The organism is Clostridia bacterium (genome assembly GCA_028698525.1).
Classification (GTDB): domain Bacteria; phylum Bacillota; class Clostridia; order JAQVDB01; family JAQVDB01; genus JAQVDB01.
In genome coordinates this window covers 20,321-39,284 of the sequence record JAQVDB010000014.1, presented here as the reverse complement: position 1 = coordinate 39,284, position 18,964 = coordinate 20,321, and the positions used below count along the sequence as shown (strand labels likewise).

Genomic DNA, 18,964 nt, shown 5'->3' with positions numbered 1-18,964 from the left:
ATAAAATGTATGTTGTATAATTATGCATATTATTATATAATTATTAGGTAATTGATATTAGGAGGTATTTATATGGCTGATAAGGAAAAAGTAATTTTAGCTTATTCTGGAGGTTTAGACACTTCAATAATTATTCCATGGCTCAGGGAAAATTATGATTATGAAGTAATCGCAGTTGCTGCAGACGTAGGACAAGGAGAGGAACTTGAACCCCTTGAACAAAAAGCAATAAATTCAGGTGCCAGTAAAATATATATTGAGGACCTTAAAAACGAGTTTGTTACAGAATTCATATATCCTACCGTAAAAGCCAATGCAGTATATGAAGGCAAGTATCTTTTAGGTACTTCCTTTGCACGACCACTGATAGCTAAAAGGCTTGTTGAAATTGCCGAAAAGGAAGGTGCACAGGCTATATGCCACGGCTGTACTGGCAAAGGAAACGATCAGGTAAGATTTGAATTGACCATCAAAGCATTAAATCCAAACATCAAAATAATCGCACCTTGGAGGATGTGGAATATAAAATCTAGAACTGATGCAATCGAATATGCCAAAGAAAGAAATATTCCTATTCCTGTTACTAAAAAACATCCCTACAGTATGGATAAAAATTTATGGCATTTAAGCCATGAAGGGGGAGACTTAGAAGATCCATGGAATGAACCTGGAGAACATGTATTTTTGATCAGCAGCACTCCTGAAAAGGCCCCGGACAATCCAGATTATATCGAAATATATTTTGAACAGGGTATACCTAAAAAAATTGATGGAAAAGAATACAGTCCTGTAGACCTTATCCTTCGATTAAATGAAATAGGAGCAAAAAATGGAATAGGAATTTCCGATATTGTTGAAAATAGATTGGTGGGCATGAAATCCAGAGGAATTTATGAAACTCCCGGAGGAACCATACTATATGCTGCTCATAGAGAGCTGGAATATTTGACCTTGGACAGACAAACAATGCATTATAAAGAACAAGTAGCATTAAAATTTGCAGAACTTGTCTATGACGGAAACTGGTATACACCGTTAAGAGAGGCCCTATCCGCTTTTGTAGATGTAACTCAAAAAACTGTAACAGGTACTGTACGACTCAAACTGTACAAAGGTAATATAATTCCAGCCGGTGCAAAATCACCTTACTCTCTTTATAGTCAGGACTTTGCAACTTTTGACGAAGACGATGTGTATGATCAAAAAGATGCTGAGGGCTTCATAAACCTGTTCGGTCTCCCATTAAAGGTAAGAGCCTTAATGATGCAAAAACATAATAAATAGTGAGGTGTTCATTTGATGAAACTTTGGGGAGGAAGATTCGAGAAACAGAGTTCAAAAGAAATTGATGATTTTCATTCATCAATTTCTTTTGATTGCCGCTTATATAAGGAAGATATCCTTGGAAGTATCGCCCATGCAGAAATGCTGGGCAATCAGGGAATAATACCTAAAAACCAAGCAAAACTGCTAATCGATGAATTGAATAAAATTCTTGAAGATATTGAATCAGGTAATATAAAATTTGACATCCAAGCTGAAGATATCCATATGAATATAGAAAAGATATTGATAGAACGTATTGGTGATATTGGCAAGAAACTCCATACCGGAAGAAGCAGAAATGATCAGGTAGCTTTAGATATACGTCTCTATTTAAAAAACCAGATCCAGATTATTTTTGATAAGTTGATAAGACTGGAAAGTACATTGATTGACTTGTCCACTCAAAATCTTGATACTATAATGCCTGGTTACACACATATGCAAAAAGCCCAACCCACAACCCTGGCTCATCACCTGATGGCTTATTTTCAAATGTTTAAAAGAGATATTACTAGGATTAAAGACTGTTATAATAGGATGGATGAAATGCCCCTTGGTGCCGGTGCTTTAGCTGCAACTACCTATCCTCTGGACAGAAATTTTGTTGCACAGAAATTAGGCTTTAAAAAGATAACGGATAACAGTATTGATTCAGTAAGCGACAGGGATTTTGTAATTGAATTCACCGCATGGGCTTCTATTACAATGATGCACTTGAGCAGATTTTGTGAAGAAATGATAATATGGTCTACCGATGAATTTAAATTCATCGAAATTGATGATAGCTTTAGCACGGGTAGCAGCATAATGCCTCAGAAAAAAAATCCCGATATGGCAGAATTGATAAGGGGTAAAACAGGTAGAGTATATGGAAATCTAATAGCCCTTCTCACAACAATGAAATCCCTTCCACTGGCTTATAACAAAGATATGCAAGAAGACAAGGAATCACTTTTTGATACTGTGGACACCATCAAAAAGTGTATAGACGTTTTTACAGATATGCTTAAAACAACAAAGATCAATAAGGACAGGTTGCTAGACGGAGCTAAAGGAGGCTTTACAAACTCTACCGATGCTGCAGATTATTTGGTAAAGAAAGGTGTTCCTTTCAGAGATGCACACAAAATTATAGGGAAACTTGTCTTATACTGCATTAAAAATGACTTAGATCTTTATAAGCTGACATTGGAAGAATATAAAAATTTTTCACCATATTTTGAACAAGATATATACCAACACATAAATTTACATCAATGCGTAAGCCAAAGAGAAGTATATGGAGGCCCAGCACCTGAACAAGTAAAAATTAGCATACAAAACGGAATAAAATTTTTAGAAGATATCAAATTGTAATAAGCTATATAATCTTACCCTTCAGACATAAAGCCCGAGAATTTTTTAATACATTTTTTAACACAAGGGGACTGTCCCCTTGTGTTATTATTATATGCACTCGGTACTGCTATATTTGCAAGTATGACACAGCTTATTCCCTTATCTGACCATCACCATAAATTATATATTTGGTTGTAGTGAGCTCCTTCAAGCCCATAGGTCCTCTGGCATGCAATTTTTGGGTGCTTATCCCGATCTCAGCTCCAAATCCGAATTCAAAGCCATCAGTAAATCTGGTAGATGCATTTATGTAGACAGCAGCAGCATCTACTTGCTCTAAGAACTTTTGCCCTCTGCTATAGCTATCAGTTATAATAGCCTCTGAATGTCCCGTTCCATATTTATTGATGTGTCCAATCGCCTGTTCAATACCATCCACAACTTTAACTGATATTATCATATCCAGATATTCTCTACCCCAATCTTCTTCAACAGCCTGCTTAACATTGCTGCACAAAGCACAAACTTTTTGACAGCCTCGCACCTGAACGCCCGACTGCTGGAGTTTACCAACAATTTCGGGAACAAACTCATCTGCTACAGCTTTATCTACCAAAAGACTTTCTTGGGCATTACATACTCCCGGCCTTTGAGTCTTGGCATTTATTATTATTTTGCAAGCCATACCTAGATCAGCAAATTCATCTACAAATATATGACAATTCCCTGTGCCAGTCTGTATAACCGGTACTTGAGAATTTTGGACAACTGACTGAATCAGTCCTGCCCCCCCTCTAGGAATCAGCACATCTATTATTCCGTTCATCTTCATCAATTCAACAGCAGTCTCTCTTTTCGTATCTTCTATCAGCTGGATACAATCTTCAGACAGATCTGTATCATTTAATGCCTTTTTTAGTATATCTACTATCGCCTTGTTTGAATTTATCGCATCTGACCCTCCACGCAATATCACCGAATTACCTGTTTTTATGCACAGTCCTACCGCATCAACAGTTACGTTTGGACGAGCCTCATAGATAATTCCAACCACACCTAATGGTACCCTTTTTAATCCGATAGCAAGGCCATTAGGACGTTTCCACATGCCTACCACTTCACCTACAGGATCAGGTAGGTTTTTTAACTCTTTTAAACCTTCAGCCATAGAAGTTATCCTTTTTTCGTCCAGTTTCAGTCTATCTATCAAAGAATCTTTCAATCCCTTTTTTAATGCATTCTCTAAATCAATTGAATTTGCTTCTATTATCGCTCTTTTATTATCTTCTAAATAATGTGCCATTTTCTCAAGAGCATCGTCCTTTGAACGGGTAGACATACAACCTAAGGCCAACGCCATTTCCTTTGCCTTACTGGCTTTTTGCATCACTTCGCTCATCTCTATCCTCCTTTTTAGGTAAAAATATTGTACCTATATCTTCGCCATCTATCACTTTATAAATATTTTTAGGATTTCTCCCACTGATTATTACCATAGGTATTCCCTTGCATGTGACTATTTTAGCAGCGGACAACTTTGTCCTCATTCCTCCTGTACCCCTATCGGTACCAGCGCCATGTGCACCATTTTCTATCTCCTCACTTATGGATAACACTTCATGTATCAACTTTGCATGGGCATTCCTTCTCGGATCATCAGTATATAATCCTTCTATATCAGTGAGCAATATTAAAAGATCTGCCTCAGTTATTTTAGCAACAATGGCAGACAAAGTATCGTTATCACCTATTTCACCCACCTCAATCTCATCTGTCGCAACTGTGTCGTTTTCATTTACTACCGGGATAACGCCATAATCTAAAAGGGCTTTAAAAGTATTCTTTGCATTCTTTTTCTTTATTTTTTCTATCAACACATCTTTTGTAATCAATATTTGAGCGGTAACTTTTCCATACTCGCTAAACATTTTATCATATTCATGCATAAGCATACTTTGGCCTATAGCAGCCATTGCCTGCTTTCCGCTTATAGAATCCGGCTTTGCACTCATACCTATCTTAGCCATGCCTACGCCTATAGCCCCAGAAGAAACAAGTATGACTTCTTTTCCTTGATTATGCAAGTCTGAAAGCACTCTTACCAACTTTTCAATCCAAGCAAGATTCAATTTCCCGGTATCATATGTTAAAAGTGATGTTCCTACTTTTACTACTATTCTGTGTGCATTTTTTATAGTTTCTCTATCCTTTACCAAGTTTCCGCCTCCTGATTGTTCATTTGTTGTTTTTATTAAGTTTACTATAACATTTTATATTTTTATTCAAATAAAATCAACAACCTTTGCACAAACACAGAAATAGTAATGACTAGATAAAATCAATTCATCTATTTAAGTTTTCCATCCTGTCCTCATAGGTTTCAGGAGATAACCCTATATACTTCTTATGATTAAATAAGGAATACATCACCTCTTTATACATTTGCAACCTATATGCGAAACCTTTTTTAAACCCGAACTTTTCCTCTTTTGTATAATGGCTTATGTCTTCCAGTATGGGAAAACATACTTTGGAATCGGTCAGATTAGCATATTTTGAAAGCAGTACCTCCACTCCAAAACGAGACCATGACATATCAGGCAATATTTCAACAAATTTAGAGCTTAATGCCCTTTGACCATTTAAAATAGAAAAATATTTCTGTGCTAGATCCACAGATTTCTTTCTCATATCTTTAAACTGACCTACGCTCATATCCATCTCATCATCCTCAAAAAATGGAGATATGAGCGCTTTTATATGGTCTTCCTTAAGGCCTATCAGATCAGCATCCAAAAAAACGTACAAATCCATGCCTTCCAATTCCTGTAATCCTCTTTGCATTGCAGCGCCCTTGCCAAGGTTTTCATCATTCCTTATAGCTTTTATGTCATATTTTTTTGCAACTTTAAATGTGTCATCCTCTGAACCATCATCAACTACCAATATATCCTCAAACAGAGATATATCGGTGACAACATCTAGCACCGCCGATATGCGGGGCTGTTCATTAAAAGCGGGAATTATTAGTCCTACTTTTTTATCCATAAATATCACTCCGTTAAATATTATATATTATTTACTAACTAGTTCTACAAAAAACCAGTTTACCCTTCTTTTTATCAAAAAAAGCCAGATATTCTCTGGCTTTTAACTTTCTAAATTTTCAAGCATATGCAACAATTCTTTTTTAGTGTCTAGGATAATACCTTCTTTTAATCGCGTTCTTAAATCAGAAGGCAGATAATCAATGGAAACATCCAATTGGTTTATTGTCTCCATCTCCTCGGTCCCCAATATATTTTGCTGAACTACTACACTGCCTTCTTTCTCTATTACTAGGTAATGATTTGGACAATATTGTTCAAAGTTTTTTTCTAGTACCACTTCCTTACTGGAGAATTCAACTATATTCCATGAATTATATATTTTTCTAAAACCCTCCTCATCCAAGTTTATCAAATAATTATCACAGGGACTTTCCTCAACTACCTGGTGCCCGCATTTATCGTATTTATTAATAAACTTTAGCTTTGTAGATGTATTTATAATCTTTTCTTTTTCATTAATGGAAACTGGCTGTTGACTATCGTATTCTGCTGTTTCATCTTGGGCATTTAACTTTGTATTTCCTTCGGCTTCAAAATCTAAACTCTTTTTCATATAATATCCGCCCAGTAAATATCCTCCTGCAAACAAGAGTACAAACATCAACGCATATACTAATTTATTTGTTTTTCTATGTTTTTGAAACATAATATTCTCCCTCCATAATCCTTCGGAATAATATTATTACCAAAATTTCATTTTTTATACAATCCTATAGGTTTATTCATTATAAATCATTGACTTTTAAATAATTTATAATATAATACTAGTCATAGGTGTTAGTACCAAGTTCTATATTGTAGTATTAATTTGTATAGGGGGGAAAATTATGTTTCAAAAGATAAACAGTACAATTCCGAAATATTTTGATAAAATATGCAGTAAATATCCTGAAAACATGGCTGTAATTTATCCTGAATCAAAATTTAAGATTACATATAAACAACTGGATAAAATGACTGACTTGGTTGCAAAATCTTTTTTAAAGCTTGGTATCAGAACCGGTGACCACGTTGCTATCTGGGCGACAAATTATCCCCAATGGATACTGACTCAAATAGCTACCGCTAAAATAGGTGCAGTATTAGTCACAATAAACACTAACTATAAGATGTATGAACTTGAATATATATTAAACAACTCCGATTCTTCTACTTTGATCACAATCGACGGGTTCAAAGATTCAAATTATATAGAAATTTTATACCATCTATGTCCAGAATTAAAAAATAATGCCCCAGGCAATATCAATAGCGATAGACTTCCAAAACTTAAAAATGTTATATATATAGGGGAGCGTTCGCATAAAGGAATGTTTAGATGGAAAGATATTTTAAAAACCGCTGATTCAATATCTGATGAATATTTGAATAGAATAAAAGAATCATTAACGCCTGATCAAGTGATCAATATTCAATATACTTCAGGTACAACCGGATTTCCAAAGGGAGTTATGTTGACACATGAAAACTTATTAAACAATGCTATGGCAGTTGCAGATTGTATGAACTTGAACAGCAAGGATAGATTATGTATTCCCGTGCCTTTATTTCATTGCTTCGGCTGCGTCATGGGCGTTTTGTCCTGTATAACAAAGGGAGCTACAATGGTTCCCTTAGAACATTATAATCCTATTAGAGTACTGCAAACTCTTGATAATGAAAAATGTACCGCTCTCCATGGCGTTCCAACCATGTTTATAAATATCCTTGAACAACCTAGTTTTCGCAAGTACGATTTAAGTAACTTGACCAAAGGAATTATGGCTGGTTCACTATGTCCTACATATGTGCTAAAGAAAGTGATAAAATCAATGAACATGAAAGAGATAACTATTGCATATGGTCAAACTGAGGCTTCCCCCGTCATAACCCAAACTAGAATAGACGATTGTTTTGACAGACGTGTAAATACTGTAGGGCGTCCCCTTCCCGGGATTGAAGTTAAAATCGTTGACCCCGATACAGGTAAAAGGCTCCCCCATGGATGCCAAGGTGAACTATGTGCACGGGGATACAATGTAATGAAAGGATATTATAGAATGGAACAAGAAACAAAAAAAGTTATAGATGATGAAGGGTGGCTTCATACAGGCGATTTAGCTTTTATGGATAAATACGGTTATTGTACTATTACAGGCAGAATCAAAGATATGATTATAAGAGGTGGAGAAAACATATATCCTAAAGAAATAGAAGAGCTTCTTTATACTCATCCATGTATAAAAGAAGCACAAATAGTGGGAGTTCCTGATGAAAAGTACGGCGAAGAGATAATGGCTTTCATCAAACTAAAAAGCAAACAGCGTATAACAAAAACTGAAATCAAAAAATTCGTCAAAAAAAATATGGCAAGATATAAAGTTCCAAAATATATAGAATTTATAGATGAATTCCCTATGACTGCTAGCGGAAAGATACAAAAGTTCAAGCTCAGAGAAAAGGCTATTTTACATACCGTGATAGAGGAAAAACAAAAAAGGAGATTGGTTACATAAGGCTGTTAAGCCTCATCAATCTCCCAATTGTGGTATATGTTTTGAACATCATCATTATCTTCTAACATATCTACCAGCTTCTCCATCTTTTTCCCATCATTCTCCTCTAGTTTTACCATGTTTTGGGGAACCATCTCTATTTGTGCTGATTCAAATTTGAGGCCTTCTTTTTCTAATGCTTCTCTTACACTTGAAAAATCAGAAGGCGAAGTCAATATCTCGTATATATCTGCTTCATGAGAAAAGTCTTCAGCACCCGCATCAATAGCCATCAGCATCAAATCATCTTCATCTATATCTTTATCGTCCTGAATAATAATGACACCTTTTCTGTCAAACATCCAAGCTACGCACCCGGTAGCACCTAAGTTGCCTCCGTTCTTGTCAAATATATATCTTACATCACTTGCAGTCCTGTTTCTATTATCTGTCATTATCTCAACTATTACTGCCGCACCTCCAGGACCATAACCCTCATATATAAATTCCTCATAATTGACATCATCCAATTCCCCGGCAGCCTTCTTTATAGATCGTTCTATATTATCATTAGGCATATTATTTGCTCTCGCTTTGGCTATTACATCCTTCAATCTAGGATTTGTTTCAGGGTCACTACCCCCTTCTTTTACCGAAACTGCTATTTCTCTTCCTAATTTAGTAAAAATCTTTCCCCTTTTTGCGTCTTCCTTCGCTTTTTTATGTTTTATATTAGACCACTTCGAATGTCCAGCCATTATATTACCCCCAAATATTAATTTACAACATAATTTATAATAGCATAATCTTTGTTTGTATGTAAAGGCAAAACATGCTTAACCAACTTTGTTATCCCATTGGAATATCTATATAAATGTCCTCTATAACTTCTATAGATACTTTATTATTAGTAATATCCTTTATCTCGGATATAACCTTCTTCAACATTTCCTTTTTAATTCCACATTCCAAAGCTACACTATCCTTGTAATCTATATTAAATATCGATATATCGTTGGATTTTAAATAGTTTTCCACCTTACCTAAAAAAGAATAATCGGTGGTAAAGTTTATCTTTTGCGCTTGAACCTTCTTGATAATACCACATTTCTCGATGCCTAATTTTGCACTTTTACTATAAGCCCTTATGAGACCACCTGCCCCCAATAAAGTACCACCGAAATACCTTGTGACTACTACTACAACATTTTTGAGTTGCATATTCTTTATTACTTCTAGCACAGGTATGCCTGCTGTACCGCTAGGTTCTCCATCATCATCAAATCTTTGAACCTCTGAACCAGTCCCAATTGAATAACCGTAGACATTATGAGTGGCATCCTTATGTTTGTTTTTTATATAATCAATAAATTCTAAAGCTCCTTGTTCTGTATTCTCACTGCTTACATTAGCTATAAACCTTGACTTTTTCACTTCGATTTCTACCGTATCCCGTTTCCCCACTGTATAAAATTCCTTTTTCAAAGTTCCTCCCCCAAACGATAAAAAAATTTATAAAAGAAGCAGTCATTGTACGACTACTTCTTTTAACATATATCTACACCGCGATCTCTTTGTACTTTTTATAGGATAGGCTCACCAACGCTTTATCCTGACTATATGTTATCATTTTGAGTGCCTGTTCGATGGGATAAAATCCTCCATCGGAAAAATCTTCTTCTTCACTTATATCACAGGTTTCATCAGGTGTGTGCATCAAATACCATACTATCTGATTGCATACAGGTTGCTGTCTTGTGACAGAAAAAAATTCGTAACTTGTTTCTCCCACTGATGAAATAATACTAGCATCTACGCCAGCTTCTTTCTTGACGCGCTGCAAAGCTACTTCTCTCGAGAGATTACCGTTACGAATTACTCCCTTGGGCAAAACCCATTCTTCTTTTTCATTTTTTAGAATCAAAACCTTGTCTCCACAAAATACCACCCCACCGGCACAATTCCTAAACAGCATGGCTATCAGCCCCCCTAATTTATTATAATTTTATAGTAACATTAATCTAACATTGATTTCAAAAACAAATTAGACCGTTATTAAAGAATAACATCGTTTTTCTTAATTAAACCCATTGGTTCATCCATATTTCTCATTTATCCAACTATTATAAGTTTACCCATTTTTACAGTAAATTATTATAAATAATGCATGTTAAAACTAAAATATAATTCTGTCAAATTACAAGCCTTTATTATGCTTGACTGCATTTACAGCTCCAATCATCATCCATCTTTGCTATCATCGTATAAATCAGTTTTTTTACTTTTTCGTTATTCTCGTTAAATACCCTATAAACTTCTTGTTCGGTAACGGGTTTTATATCGGCATGCCCTACAAGCCCTGCATCATAATCTGTTATCAATGAAATATTCACATAACAGATACCCATCTCTTTTGCTAGTATACATTCAGGGTATTGAGTCATATTAACTACATCCCAGCCCATCTTTGTAAACCATTGGCTTTCTGCCCTTGTAGAAAATCTCGGACCTTGAACGACCACAACTGTACCTTTTTCGTGAACTGATATATCTAACCCTCTAGCTGTTTGAATGGCAATTTTCCTCAATTCTTCACAATAAGGATCAGCAGAACTTATATGCTTAGTTATAGGCCCATCAAAAAATGTGGATTTCCTATCATATGTTCTATCTACAAATTGGTCACATACTACAAATTCACCAGGCTTAATATCAGGCTTTAGACTGCCGGACGCAGTTGGAGCAATTATCGCCTTTACACCCAACTCTTTCATAGCATATATATTAGCCCTATATGGAACCATATGGGGAGGAAATTGATGGTCCTTGCCATGCCTAGGTAAAAATGCAACCTTTTTGCCTTTTATATCTGCTAAAGCAATCTTGGAACTAGGATTGCCATATGGAGTATTTATGTAAAACTCGTCTACTTCGTCTAAAAAAGAATAAAATCCTGAACCTCCAAAAACACCAATATCAGCTTTTTTATTATTCATCCTTTATCCTCCTTTTGTTATTTAAATCATAAGTTTATTATATCATTATATACACATCAATCAATATTCGTAACGCCATCACAAAAACCTGCTTTTTTATAATTGCTTGCTATAAATTATATTAAATAAATCTTATGTATCATTTTAAAATCAAATATTGTTTTTATAAATAATGTGGAATTTTATCCTGTTTTATATTATTATGTTAATATAGTTCTGTTGAAGGGAGATAACTATGGATAAAAATTTGAACAGTGTACCATCCCACACTCCAAAATACAAATTTCTTTCAGAAGATATTTTATCATTTGTTAAATTTGTATTAAAAGACCAGCTGAATTTTTTTATTTTAGGTTCTATAATATTGTGTTTTATTATTATAACTAAATTAACTGCCCTTTTTACCACTGACCTTGCTACATATCAAACCGGTAATCCACTAATTGCAGTAATTATAGCATTCATTAATTTACTAGCCTTTATGTTATCCTTTATAGTGTTGTGTAATACTTATTCAATAATAATAAGTGATATCCATAAAAAAACAAGATATTTAATACTTCTAGTCAGTGGACTATCGGCAGCAGCAAATCTATTGCTGATGAAATTTTGTTTATCAAACTTTATTCAAAATCTCCAAAACTCTAAAGGCATAAAAGTAAATCTTCTTTTTACCCTCAAAGGCCTTTTTATAAATCAATGTGTTATAAGATTCGCATATTCTAATATTTTTTATTGGCTATTCTGGATATCCGGACTGGTCTTTTTTGCTACAATTATTTCTTTTAGCATACCCAAAGCTACAGAGAATATAGAATAAAAAAACTCATTCTATATTCTTTGTAGCTATTTTTTGTTCTGGCCTATCCATATGCTGTGTGCTCTCATCCCAAACAGCCTTTAATCTATTATAGTCTGTTTTATTCAAAAGGCTATCACTGCCTGCCTCATAATCATTTATAGCTTTCTGTACAGCAACCACCCTATATTTCTTTGCTCCACCAGCGTTATAAACATTTACCCAAGTAGGAATATAATCTACAGACTTTACTTCCGTTACATCATCATTAAAATTCTTTTCCACCTGTATATTTAAAATAATACCACTATCTCTGAATTGCTTATTCTGCGCCGATATAAAATTCCCCAACGAATAGATTGCAAATACTTTTTTGTTCCTTCCCTTCTGGTCGGTTACCTCTCTAATTTCCATGGGTTGCAAAACATGAGGATGACTTCCCAGTACGATATCCACCCCCATACCGAAGAGACTATCCACTATCTGCTTCTGCTGATCACTTGGCTGCCTTTGATATTCATCCCCAAAATGCATACAGGAAATTATCAGATCGCTTCCCAAAGTTTTTGCTTTATCTACATCACTTTTTATCTTATTCATATCAATTAAATTGACAAGATAAGGTTTTTCCAATGGTATACCATTTGTACCATAGGTATATGACAAAATACTAATTTTTATTCCATTTACATCAGTAATCAATATATTATCGTACTCTTGCTCTGTTCTATAAGTACCCGTATGCTTTAAACCTGCTCTTTCAAGATGGTCTATCGTTTTAACAACCCCATATTCCCTTCTATCAAGGGAATGATTATTAGCAGTAGTGATTACATCAAATCCCGCTTCTTTTAATGCATCTGCCAATTGTTCAGGGGCATTAAACATGGGATATCCTGTATATTCTCTATCCTTACCTGCCAAAGTAGTCTCTAAATTTGCAATGGCAAGGTCGGATGAATTTATATATTCTTTTATATCTTCAAAAAAATGATCAAAATTATAACTATCAGTGGATTTATCATGTCCTGCCCATATCTGAGTGTTATGCATCATTATGTCACCTACTGCTGTTATTTTTGCCTTTTCTATCCTTGTAGGTTCAGGCTGTTCTTCCGTTTCTTGTTCCGGGACTTCTTCACCTTGCTCTTTTATATCTTCTTTTTGTTCAGGCTTGCCCGGCAGGTCTTGTGTATTCTTTTCACCGTAATCCAATATGTCAGCACAAGCAGTAAAACAAAGCATAACAATGACAAAAATTAATATAGAGCAAAAAACCTTTTTCTTCATGGTTATTATCTCTCCTTAAATAAAAAAATTAAACTCCGGTATGCCCAAACCCTCCGCATCCTCTCCTAGACTCTTCTATTGCATCGGATAATTGCCATTCCACCTTTATAAACCGACTTACAACCAATTGAGCTATCCTATCTCCTCTTTTAATAGTATAATCAGCTTGTCCTAAATTAATAAGTATTACCTTTATTTCTCCTCTATAATCTGCATCTATAGTACCTACTCCATTCAAAAGTGTAATTCCATATTTGATAGCAAGTCCACTTCTAGCCCTTATCTGTGCCTCATATCCTTCTTTTAATTCTATAAACAAACCTGTGGGTATCAATGTCCTCTCTCCCGGTTTAATTGTAATAGGTTCATGAATATCAGCCATGAGATCCATCCCTGAAGAATTTATGGTTTGATATTGAGGCAATGGCAAGTCACCTGTATTTTTTATCTTTATTCTTACTACCTCCATTTTATGATCCTCCTTCAATTAATTGTACTACTTATTTTAACATAAATTTATTACAAAATTTATAATGAATTTGTCCATTGAGTCTAATATAATTTCCCGTGGCCTTCTAACTAGTCAACCAATTGATAGTGTATCTAGAATATGGTTGAAAATCATATTATGTTTTTCATCCCAATCCTCCCTGACTGACATAAAAACTCTGATAACTTTCTCCCCCTTAGAAAACAAAGCATCTTTTGCCATATTCTCATTCTTTTTATAAAAATACATATAACCTTTATTTCCATCTAAATTTATTTTTTTCTTTTCCATCAAAACTATTTTGTTATCCACAGAATTGCCCTCAATATATGATATTAAAGTATCATAATCGCATTTAGCCCATATCTGGATAAATCCATTTCCTCTATCGTCAGGGGAATGAAATCCTATATGAAACAGGATTTCATCCCCAGCTATATCCTTTATGTCCACTTCCCAATCATCAGGATACTCAAACTTTATTTTAACATCATCATTGCTGTAATGTGCATATTCTATATTATCGTTTGTAGCAGGTTTATCTCCGCTTAACAACTTTATTATAACCATCGCTAAAATAAGAAGTATTACGATAAATACTATGTACTTTATTGTTTTTAGTTTTTTCTTATTTATAGTAATAAACAGCAAATCCAACACCTCCTTATGGATAATCTTAACTTACTGCTATTCTTTAATTGTTAAATACAATAGTCTCTATATTTAAATATATTTAAACATAACGAAAAATAGCACAGATGATTTAATAATCATCTGTGCTATCATCAATCTACTCATTTAATTGCTTGATAATCCTTTCTAATTCCTCAAGTTTTTGACCAAACTCTGCCCATTCCCCCTGCCCTGATGAAGACTTTATCTCTTCCAATGTATTTGCAGCTTTTTTGATTAACTCTTCCACCGTTTCCTGTTCTGCTTTGTCTTGATCCATTTCAGCTGTTGTTACCAGAACCTTTTCAAGGGCTGTCTTTAAATCTTTTTCCATAGCTATTCTATCCTTATAAGAAACTATAATCCTCTTTACTTCAGGGAGCGAGTTACCCGCATCTGACTGTATATAAAGGGGTTCTACATATAATACAGTATCTTCAATCGGTATCATGAGCATATTCCCTCTTATCACATCTGATCCTCTCTGATCCCACAACGATAATTGACTGCTTATATTTGTATCCTGATCTATTCTGGCTTCTACCTGAAGGGGACCATATACTTTTTTTTGCTTTGGAAATTTGTATGCACATAATTGTCCATAATTATCTCCATCGTTCCTGGCCATCATCAATGCGATTGCATTATCTTTATTAACAGGCGTAAACGACCTGGCAAGTACAAACTCTACATCATCTTGGCCGGGTAAATTTACCATCATATAATAGGGCTGTACTTCTACCTTCTCATTCCAATATTTTTCAAGTGCAAACCTCCATACATCTTCTTCATTATAGAATACTGTTATATCATTCATATGATACTTATTATATCTAGCAGTCTGTATATTAAAATAATATTCAGGATATCTTATATGGGCCTTTATTTCTTCTGGCATCTGTTCCATCTGCTTGAATAATCCCGGGTATATATTGCTATAAGTGTTTATTATAGGGTCATCTACATCGCTGATATAAAAATCCACATCACCATTGTATGCATCAACCACTACTTTTACAGAATTTCTAATATAATTGATATAGTCATTTTCCCTTATAATAGGTTGGGAATATGGATATTGATCCGATGTAGTGTATCCATCAATTATCCAGTATAATTTCCCGTCTGCAATTATTATATACGGATCTTCATCAACCTCTATGAATGGGGCAATTCTATTGACCCTTTTACGAATATTCCTGTGCAGCATTATCTTGCTATCCGAAGTTACATATGACGATATAAAAAGTTTAAAACTTCTCCTGTCCAACCCATATATCAATCTATTTATTCCTTTGAGGGGAATTCCTCCATCACCATCGTAAATATTCTCAACATTTTTATCACCAGAAGGATAATCAAACTCCTTTATTCCGGCATTGACCACCACATAATCATCTGTAAGTTCACCATAATATATTCTCGGCTGTTCTACATTCAATTCTTTCACAATACTTTGAGGTGGGATATCTCTTACAATAAAATTAGGCTGACCTTCAGAAGTAACCTCATTGACCGAACTTACCGATACACCCATTCCATGGGTAAATTTGTATACATTATTTACATGAGTATTATTTATCTGATTTTTATCTAGTTCCCTAGCGGATATGAAAACTTGAGTTTTTTCCCCATCGATATGGTATCTATCTACATCGATGTCTGTAAACCTGTAATACTTTCTTATACCCTGCAATTGATTATACGCTGCAAGGGCTGCTTTATAATCATTGATCCGAATATTATTTATAGCATCCTGGTTACGTTTTACCATGTCCCTATCCAAAGTATCATTGTCAGGAAACTCTATTTCTTTTATATTGTCCAATCCAAAAGCTTTCTTTGTATAATCTATATTATACTCAATAAACTTGGACTCTTTAGAGAGTTCATTTGGTAAAACTACATATTGTTGCACTATAAAAACTGCAACAGAACCCAATATAGCAACAGAAAAGTAAAGTATAATCCCAGAAAAAATATGTCTCCCTACCTTTCCTTTAACCGCCATATAAATGGTCAACACTATAGCAATGACAATCACGACTATCTGCACTTTATAATAGTTTAAAGTTAAAAACACATCTGTATAGCCTGCCCCGAATACCTTTCCCTTTGTGGAAAATAACAATCCTTCTATTCTAAATTTATAAGATATTGCAAGCAGAGCAAGAATTATGCTCACAAGGATGGATAGATGTATTTTAGGATATCTTTGGTCAACCAAAACACCTTTTATAAAATAAATTAAACCTATAAAAACCGTCAGAAAAAACATATATATGAGTATAACATTCAGTACATTGTATAAAAACGGCCTTTTAAAAATATAGTAGGATATATCTTTTGCAAATAATGGATCACTGATTTGAAAGTTTGTAGCATTAAAGTATTCAAGATATTGCACCCACAGATTTCTTGAAACTATAAAGCCAACAACTACAGATACCAATAATGAAATCACGGGAACTCCTACCCTGGTTATTTTATTCCACGGATTGTCTTGTTCTAGTCTATCTTCTGTGTTCTTTTTCACATAAATAAAATTTATATAAGTCAATATAAAAAATACGACAAAACAAACTGCCCACAGTATAGTTTTTGCTTTAAGATCTGTCCAAAAAACAACTTCATAGCCCAACTTAACCAGCCATTTAAAATCAGCTATTATGCCTGCAATGCTGACAAATATGGCAATTGCAACTATAATAAATATACCGGTAAACATAACAGCTTTTTTAGCTTTATTCACATTGCTTCCCCTCCAGGCGAATAAAGGTTAATCTTGCACTTACTTGTTTTAACCTCTATATCAATTTAGTAAATTGCTTAAGTTATTTATATCTTTTTTCAGCTGTATCATTTTATTGATTATGCTGTCTACATTATCAAGCCGCTGCTTGTTTTTTATCTTTTCATCCAGCTTGCTTAAGGCTCTATAAAAATCATACTTCAATTCATCAACATTGCATGTAATTTGTATCAAATGTTCAAGTGAGTCATCCATCAATTTCTCTTTATAATCAAAACTGCCATCACCATCAATACGGTATGTTGAACCTAGTTCAGGAACTACAACATCAAAATCTGTTTCCTCAACAAGCCGCTCTTTAAACTTGATTGTTGCCTCCTCTTCACCATGAACTAAAAATACCTTTTTAGGCTTATTTTTAAAGGCTTTTACCCACTTTAATAAACCATTTCTGTCAGCGTGAGCAGAAAAGCCTTCTAAAGAATAAATATCAGCATTGACAGCAATATCCTCCCCGAATATCTTTACATTTTTTGCTCCATCTTTTATATCTCTTCCAAGTGTTCCTTGTGCTTGATATCCTACAAAAACAATACTGGAATCCTCTCTCCATAAGTTGTGTTTTAAGTGATGTTTTATCCTTCCAGCATCACACATCCCGCTAGCAGATATAATAATCTTGCTTTGCTTATCTTTGTTCAGCCATATAGACTCTTGCACATCCTTAATTAAATGCAAATTCTCAAATTCAAGTGGATTATCACCGTTCATTATATAATGATTAGCTTCTTCATCGAAACAATCACTATTTCTTTTAAAAATATCAGTAGCAGAAACGGCTAAAGGACTATCAATATACACATGGGCTTTTAGAAAGTAATCTACTTCCACTTTTTCATACTGCTCATAAAACTTATTAAGTTCGTAGATAATTTCCTGTGTTCTGCCTATTGCGAATGATGGTATTACTACATTACCGCCTCTTTTAACTGTATTGTTTATTATTTTTACAAGTTTTCTCGTATCAGTTTTTAAATTATCATGAACTCTATCTCCATAAGTTGTTTCCATTATAATATAATCTGCGTCATCTATCACAGAAGGATCTTTTAATATGGGTCTATCCCAGTTTCCTATATCACCTGAAAATACAAGTTTAGTGCTGACTTGTCCTTCATTAATCCATATTTCTACTATTGAAGAACCCAATATATGTCCTGCATCATTAAATCTTATTCTAATACTTTCGTTCAAATCAACCATTTGATCGTAGAGATAAGCATCTATATGTCTTAATGAATCTTCAGCGTCAGCTACAGTATATAAAGGCTCAATTAGTGGCCTGCCTGCCCGCATATTTTTTCTGTTTTGCCATTCCGCCTCCTTTTCCTGTATATGAGCACTATCCTTCAACATTATCTCCAATAAATCTGCCGTCGCCTTAGTGCATATAATTCGACCTCTAAATCCGTCTTTGATCAGCTTTGGAATCCTTCCCGAGTGATCTATGTGCGCATGGGTCAAAACCAAACAATCTATTTCACTTGGATTAAACCTAAAATCCAATCTGTTCAACCGCTCCTCCGATTTACCGCCCTGAAAGAGACCACAGTCAATCAGTATCCTAAATTTATCTGCTTCAAGTAAACAACAAGAACCTGTAACCTGCCTAGCTGCTCCTAAAAAAGATAATTGCATTGAATAGACCCCCAATTAT

17 protein-coding genes are annotated in these 18,964 nt (G+C 34.4%); 4 read left to right on the top strand and 13 right to left on the bottom strand.

The annotated features are described in order from the left end of the window. Positions 1 to 72 precede the first annotated feature (72 nt). Complete coding sequence (locus tag PHP06_03330) at positions 73 to 1,284, top strand: argininosuccinate synthase (GenBank protein MDD3839583.1); 1,212 nt, start codon at positions 73 to 75, stop codon at positions 1,282 to 1,284. A gap of 15 nt (positions 1,285 to 1,299) precedes the next feature. Continuing rightward, the gene (gene argH, locus PHP06_03325) at positions 1,300 to 2,682 is read left to right on the top strand and encodes an argininosuccinate lyase (GenBank protein MDD3839582.1); all 1,383 of its coding nucleotides are present in this window, start codon (positions 1,300 to 1,302) and stop codon (positions 2,680 to 2,682) included. Between the two features lie 133 nt (positions 2,683 to 2,815). Here argH and PHP06_03320 read toward each other — a convergent pair whose 3' ends face one another. The 4 genes from PHP06_03320 to PHP06_03305 all read right to left on the bottom strand — a co-directional run bounded on the left by PHP06_03320 (position 2,816) and on the right by PHP06_03305 (position 6,420). Beyond that, positions 2,816 to 4,063: a glutamate-5-semialdehyde dehydrogenase gene (locus PHP06_03320; GenBank protein MDD3839581.1), complete on the bottom strand. Its 1,248-nt coding sequence runs from the start codon at positions 4,061 to 4,063 to the stop codon at positions 2,816 to 2,818. After that, positions 4,035 to 4,880 carry a glutamate 5-kinase gene (gene proB / locus PHP06_03315; GenBank protein MDD3839580.1) on the bottom strand — a complete coding sequence of 282 codons (846 nt, stop codon included), beginning with the start codon at positions 4,878 to 4,880 and terminating at the stop codon, positions 4,035 to 4,037. The genes PHP06_03320 and proB overlap by 29 nt, the downstream gene beginning before the upstream one ends. Before the next feature lie 127 nt (positions 4,881 to 5,007). After that, positions 5,008 to 5,712, bottom strand: a complete 705-nt coding sequence (locus tag PHP06_03310; protein ID MDD3839579.1) for a glycosyltransferase family 2 protein — start codon at positions 5,710 to 5,712, stop codon at positions 5,008 to 5,010. A gap of 102 nt (positions 5,713 to 5,814) precedes the next feature. Then, positions 5,815 to 6,420: a BofC C-terminal domain-containing protein gene (locus tag PHP06_03305; GenBank protein ID MDD3839578.1), complete on the bottom strand. Its 606-nt coding sequence runs from the start codon at positions 6,418 to 6,420 to the stop codon at positions 5,815 to 5,817. A gap of 181 nt (positions 6,421 to 6,601) precedes the next feature. On the opposite strand from PHP06_03305, the gene PHP06_03300 reads away from it, so the two are divergent. Continuing rightward, a complete protein-coding gene (locus PHP06_03300) occupies positions 6,602 to 8,269 on the top strand; it encodes an AMP-binding protein (protein ID MDD3839577.1) in 1,668 nt (555 codons plus the stop codon). 5 nt (positions 8,270 to 8,274) lie between these two features. Here PHP06_03300 and PHP06_03295 read toward each other — a convergent pair whose 3' ends face one another. From PHP06_03295 to PHP06_03280, 4 genes are all read right to left on the bottom strand, one after another. Next, positions 8,275 to 9,006, bottom strand: a complete 732-nt coding sequence (locus PHP06_03295) for a YebC/PmpR family DNA-binding transcriptional regulator (GenBank protein MDD3839576.1) — start codon at positions 9,004 to 9,006, stop codon at positions 8,275 to 8,277. 91 nt (positions 9,007 to 9,097) lie between these two features. Next, positions 9,098 to 9,733, bottom strand: coding sequence for a YigZ family protein (locus PHP06_03290; GenBank protein ID MDD3839575.1), 636 nt, complete (start codon positions 9,731 to 9,733; stop codon positions 9,098 to 9,100). A 73-nt stretch (positions 9,734 to 9,806) separates the two neighbouring features. After that, positions 9,807 to 10,223 (bottom strand): NUDIX hydrolase, encoded by a 417-nt coding sequence (locus PHP06_03285; protein MDD3839574.1) that lies wholly within the window; start codon positions 10,221 to 10,223, stop codon positions 9,807 to 9,809. A 235-nt stretch (positions 10,224 to 10,458) separates the two neighbouring features. After that, on the bottom strand, positions 10,459 to 11,244 hold the full coding sequence (locus PHP06_03280) for an S-methyl-5'-thioadenosine phosphorylase (protein MDD3839573.1): 786 nt from the start codon (positions 11,242 to 11,244) through the stop codon (positions 10,459 to 10,461). 235 nt (positions 11,245 to 11,479) lie between these two features. Here PHP06_03280 and PHP06_03275 point away from each other — a divergent pair, with 235 nt between their 5' ends. Next, positions 11,480 to 12,064 carry a hypothetical protein gene (locus tag PHP06_03275; GenBank protein MDD3839572.1) on the top strand — a complete coding sequence of 195 codons (585 nt, stop codon included), beginning with the start codon at positions 11,480 to 11,482 and terminating at the stop codon, positions 12,062 to 12,064. Between the two features lie 6 nt (positions 12,065 to 12,070). Here the strand turns inward: PHP06_03275 and PHP06_03270 are convergent, their stop codons facing one another. The 5 genes from PHP06_03270 to PHP06_03250 form a co-directional block, all read right to left on the bottom strand. Continuing rightward, a complete protein-coding gene (locus tag PHP06_03270) occupies positions 12,071 to 13,333 on the bottom strand; it encodes a CapA family protein (GenBank protein MDD3839571.1) in 1,263 nt (420 codons plus the stop codon). 28 nt (positions 13,334 to 13,361) lie between these two features. Continuing rightward, positions 13,362 to 13,802 (bottom strand): dUTP diphosphatase, encoded by a 441-nt coding sequence (gene dut, locus PHP06_03265; GenBank protein MDD3839570.1) that lies wholly within the window; start codon positions 13,800 to 13,802, stop codon positions 13,362 to 13,364. A gap of 114 nt (positions 13,803 to 13,916) precedes the next feature. Continuing rightward, on the bottom strand, positions 13,917 to 14,474 hold the full coding sequence (locus tag PHP06_03260; GenBank protein ID MDD3839569.1) for a PsbP-related protein: 558 nt from the start codon (positions 14,472 to 14,474) through the stop codon (positions 13,917 to 13,919). Between the two features lie 139 nt (positions 14,475 to 14,613). After that, a complete protein-coding gene (locus PHP06_03255) occupies positions 14,614 to 17,247 on the bottom strand; it encodes a UPF0182 family protein (protein MDD3839568.1) in 2,634 nt (877 codons plus the stop codon). A gap of 60 nt (positions 17,248 to 17,307) precedes the next feature. Continuing rightward, positions 17,308 to 18,945, bottom strand: coding sequence for an MBL fold metallo-hydrolase (locus PHP06_03250; GenBank protein ID MDD3839567.1), 1,638 nt, complete (start codon positions 18,943 to 18,945; stop codon positions 17,308 to 17,310). Between the last annotated feature and the right edge of the window lie 19 nt (positions 18,946 to 18,964).